The sequence below is a fragment of the Nonomuraea sp. 3N208 genome (genome assembly GCF_052245935.1).
In the GTDB taxonomy this organism is placed as follows: Bacteria; Actinomycetota; Actinomycetes; order Streptosporangiales; family Streptosporangiaceae; genus Nonomuraea.
The window spans coordinates 1-3,820 of the sequence record NZ_JBQQBR010000118.1 but is presented as its reverse complement, the minus strand read 5'-3'; the positions used below and the strand labels follow the sequence as shown (position 1 = coordinate 3,820).

Sequence of the window (3,820 nt, the reverse complement as noted above, 5' to 3'; positions counted from 1 at the left end):
CGCCAGCACCTCTGCCCCCGCCCCCACCTCTGCCTCGGCGGACTTCCCCGTCACCATTGAGGCGGCCAACGGCAAGGTCACCCTCACCAAGAAGCCGGAGCGAATCGTCTCGCTCTCGGCCACCCACACCGAGACCCTGTTCGCCATCGGCGCGGGAGCCCAGGTCGTCGCGGTCGACGACAACTCCAACTACCCGCCCGAGGCCCCCAAGACCGACCTGTCCGGCTTCAAGCCGAACGTCGAGGCCATCGTGGCTCAGAAGCCCGACCTGGTCATCGTCTCCGACGACCTCGACAAGGTGGTCGCCGAGCTCGGCAAGGTCAACGTGCCGGTCCTGCTCCAGCCCGCCGCGACCAAGATCGACGAGGCGTACGAGGAGATCAGCGAGCTCGGCGCGGCCACCGGCAACAAGGCCAAGGCCGAAGAGGTCGTCTCCGGCATGAAGGCGGCCATGGAGAAGCTGGCCGCCGAGGCACCCAAGGACAAGAAGCTCACCTACTACCACGAGCTCGACCAGACGCCGTACGCGGCGACCTCGCAGACCTTCATCGGGCAGATCTACTCGATGTTCGGCCTCACCAACATCGCGGACAAGGCGCCCGACGCGGCCGGCGGCTACCCCAAGCTGTCGGCCGAGTTCGTGGCCCAGGCCGATCCTGACCTGATCTTCCTGGCCGACGTCAAGTGTTGCCAGCAGAACAAGGAGACCCTGGCCAAGCGGCCGGGCTGGAAGAGCCTGTCGGCCATCACGAACGACCGGGTGATCGAGCTCGACGACGACATCGCCTCCCGGTGGGGGCCGCGCATCGTCGAGCTCGCCGAGACCATCGGCGCCGCCGTGTCCAAGGCCGGCACGAGCTGACCATGACCACGCAGGCCGGCCCGTCCAGGGCCAGACCCCTCTGGGTGGCGGGCGCCCTGGGCGTGCTGGCCCTGTCCATGGTCGCCGGGCTCCTCGACGGGGCCGCGGACATCTCGCCGTGGCGGGTGGTGCTCCAGGCGGTGGACTGGCTGCCACTCGTCCACGTCGACTCGGGACTCGCGCCCGTCGAGCAAGGGCTGCTGTACGAGCTCCGCCTGCCCCGGGTGCTCGTCGCCGCCGTGGTCGGCGGGCTGCTGGCCATGGCGGGGGCCGCGTACCAGGGGGTGTTCCGCAACCCGCTCGCGGACCCGTACCTGCTGGGCGCCGCCGCCGGGGCGGGGCTCGCCACGACGCTGGCCATCGTGGCGCTGCCCTCCGTGGCGGGCAGCATTCCGGTCGCGGCCTTCCTGGGGGCCGTGGGCGGCGTGTTCCTGGCCTACACGCTCGGCAACACGGCCGGGCGGGCCGGCGGCACCGCCACGCTGGTGCTGGCCGGGGTGGCGGTCACGTCGTTCCTGACCGCGATCCAGACGTTCGTGCAGCAGTTCAAGGTCGAGGAGCTGCAGCGCATCTACTCGTGGATCCTCGGCGACGTCGGAGGCGGATGGGACCAGCTGTGGCTGGTGCTCCCGTACGCCGCCGTCTCCGCCGTCCTGCTCCTGTTGCACGGGCGCATGCTCGACGTGCTGTCCGTGGGCGACGAGGAGGCCACGAGCCTGGGCCTGCGAGCCGCCAGAGTGCGCTTCACGGTGTTGCTGGCGGCCTCGCTGGCCACCGCGGCGGCCGTGGCCGTGAGCGGTCTGATCGGATTCGTCGGCATCGTCGTGCCACACGTCGTACGGCGGCTGGCGGGCGGCTCGTATCGGATCGTGCTGCCGCTGTCGCTCATCGGCGGCGCGGCGTTCCTGGTGCTGGCCGACCTCGTCGCCCGCACTGTGCTCGCGCCGGCCGAGCTGCCGATCGGCGTGGTGACGATGTTCGTGGGGGCGCCGTTCTTCGTGGGGGTCCTGCGCATGACCCGGCGGGCGGTCACATGATCGAGACCCGGGGCCTGTCCGTACGGCTCGGCGAGCGCGAGGTCGTCCGCGACGTCGATCTGCGGGTACGCAAGGGCGAATGGCTGGCGATCATCGGGCCCAACGGGGCCGGCAAGTCCACCCTGCTCAAGGCCGTCATGGGGCTGGTCGCGCACCGGGGCGAGGTCACGCTGTCCGGGCGCCCCGGCGCGGGGCTGAAGCCGCGGGAACGGGCCAGGCTGCTGGCGTACGCGCCCCAGGCACCTGCCCTGCCGCCTGACATGACAGTCTTCGACTACGCGTTGCTGGGGCGGACGCCGTACATCCCGTATCTGGGGCGCGAGAGCCGCCACGACCGGGAGGTCGCCGCGTCCGTGCTCGACCGGCTGGACCTCACCGCGCTCGCCACGCGCCACGTCGGAGAGCTGTCAGGCGGGGAGCGGCAGCGGGTCGTGCTGGCCAGGGCGCTCGCTCAGCAGGCGCCGGTGCTGCTGCTCGACGAGCCGACGACCGCGCTCGACCTCGGGCACCAGCAGCAGGTGCTGGAGCTGGTGGACCGGCTCAGGCGGGCCGACGGGCTCACCGTCGTCACCACCCTGCACGACCTGACGGTCGCGGGCCTGTTCGCCGACGCGCTGCTGCTGCTCGCCGATGGGCACGCGGCCGCCTCGGGCAAGCCCGCCCAGGTGCTGACCGAGGACTTGGTGGGACGGCACTTCGACGCCCATGTCAAGATCGAGCCCGGGCCCGACGGGCGGCCGGTCGTGCATCTGGTCCGGGGAGGATCGTGAAGCTGACGTATCGGGTGGAGGAGGGGGTCCGGCTCGGGGCGCTGCTGTGGGAGTTCGGGCCCGGGTGGCGGATGATCTCCTCGGCGATGCTCGGCGGGGGAATCGGGGTGCGGGAATGGGTGCTGAACGCCCAGGTCGTGGCCGGGTATGAGCGCATGGACCCGGTCGATCACCTCCGCTCGTTAGGGCCTGGGGGAGACGGGGTCGGCATGATGACCGCCGCGTCGGTGGACCGGTACGTGCGGGCCTCCGATGGCGGAGTGGAGGCCTTCGCGACCGTGGGGCTGCGGGTGCCCACCTGGGCGGCCGCCCCAGAGGGTTTCCAGGACCCTGAGCTGGCTCCCATGCGGGTGGGGACCGTCAACATCGTGACCGTGGTGCCTGTCGCCATGACGGACGCGGCCCTGGTGAACGCCGTGATGACGGTCACGGAGGCCAAGTCGCAGGCGTTGATCGAGGCGGGGTTCGCGGGCACGGGGACGGCGTCGGACGCGGTGTGCGTGGCCGTGCCGGTTGAGGGGCCGGAGGAGTTGTTCGGGGGGCCGCGGTCGGAGTGGGGTGCCCGCGCGGCGCGGGCGGTGCATGCGGCGGTGCGGCGCGGCGCCGAAGCGTGGCGTCCTCGTGACTCAGGGTGAAGAAGTTTGGGGAAGTAGCATGTGGGCGAGGGCGAGACTCCCGATACTGAGTGGGTGACCGCAATGGCAACGATCGAACCGACCCGGGGGCGCGTAGTCCTTCCAAGGACGCTCACTGTCGATGAGCTGCTGAGGTTTCCGGTCGACGGAAAGCATTATGAGCTCTTCAACGGGAGCCTAGTGGTGAGTCCTGCCCCTACCCCCCTACACCAGCGCATTATCTTCCGGCTGCAGCGCATTCTCGATGATGCGGCGCCGCCTGAGCTGGAGCCTCTGTCAACCGTCAACGTCCGCCCAAGCAACGAGGACTTCTACATCCCTGACCTTGTCGTGGTGCCCGTGGCGGTGGCGGACGCGGTAGGGCTCATGTTCGCGCCCAGCGATCTCCTACTAGTGCCGTAGCCGGTCACGTTTGCCCTTTTTGTGACGACACGCCGATCGAGGTCTCCTCTCGGTCGGCGTGATCGTTTCAGACTTCTGGGTGTGGCTGAACGGGTTCGTGTACGCGAGATCGAT

5 protein-coding genes are annotated in these 3,820 nt (G+C 70.2%); all 5 read left to right on the top strand.

From position 1 onward, the window contains the following. Nucleotides 1–862: ABC transporter substrate-binding protein (locus ACTWPT_RS59630; RefSeq protein ID WP_443186413.1), on the top strand; the 862-nt coding region annotated here is incomplete at its 5' end. A 2-nt stretch (nucleotides 863–864) separates the two neighbouring features. Beyond that, nucleotides 865–1,899, top strand: a complete 1,035-nt coding sequence (locus ACTWPT_RS59625) for a FecCD family ABC transporter permease (RefSeq protein ID WP_443186412.1) — start codon at nucleotides 865–867, stop codon at nucleotides 1,897–1,899. Continuing rightward, nucleotides 1,896–2,669 (top strand): ABC transporter ATP-binding protein, encoded by a 774-nt coding sequence (locus ACTWPT_RS59620; RefSeq protein WP_443186411.1) that lies wholly within the window; start codon nucleotides 1,896–1,898, stop codon nucleotides 2,667–2,669. The genes ACTWPT_RS59625 and ACTWPT_RS59620 overlap by 4 nt, the downstream gene beginning before the upstream one ends. Beyond that, the gene (locus tag ACTWPT_RS59615) at nucleotides 2,666–3,304 is read left to right on the top strand and encodes an adenosylcobinamide amidohydrolase (RefSeq protein ID WP_443186410.1); all 639 of its coding nucleotides are present in this window, start codon (nucleotides 2,666–2,668) and stop codon (nucleotides 3,302–3,304) included. The genes ACTWPT_RS59620 and ACTWPT_RS59615 overlap by 4 nt, the downstream gene beginning before the upstream one ends. A gap of 63 nt (nucleotides 3,305–3,367) precedes the next feature. Next, on the top strand, nucleotides 3,368–3,706 hold the full coding sequence (locus tag ACTWPT_RS59610) for a Uma2 family endonuclease (protein ID WP_443186409.1): 339 nt from the start codon (nucleotides 3,368–3,370) through the stop codon (nucleotides 3,704–3,706). Nucleotides 3,707–3,820 lie beyond the last annotated feature (114 nt).

Bases quoted from the DNA above. Each gene is read 5' to 3' on its own strand.
- ACTWPT_RS59625 (WP_443186412.1), top strand. From the start codon at position 865: ATGACCACGCAGGCCGGCCCGTCCAGGGCCAGACCCCTCTGGGTGGCG.
- ACTWPT_RS59620 (WP_443186411.1), top strand. From the start codon at position 1,896: ATGATCGAGACCCGGGGCCTGTCCGTACGGCTCGGCGAGCGCGAGGTC.
- ACTWPT_RS59610 (WP_443186409.1), top strand. From the start codon at position 3,368: ATGGCAACGATCGAACCGACCCGGGGGCGCGTAGTCCTTCCAAGGACG.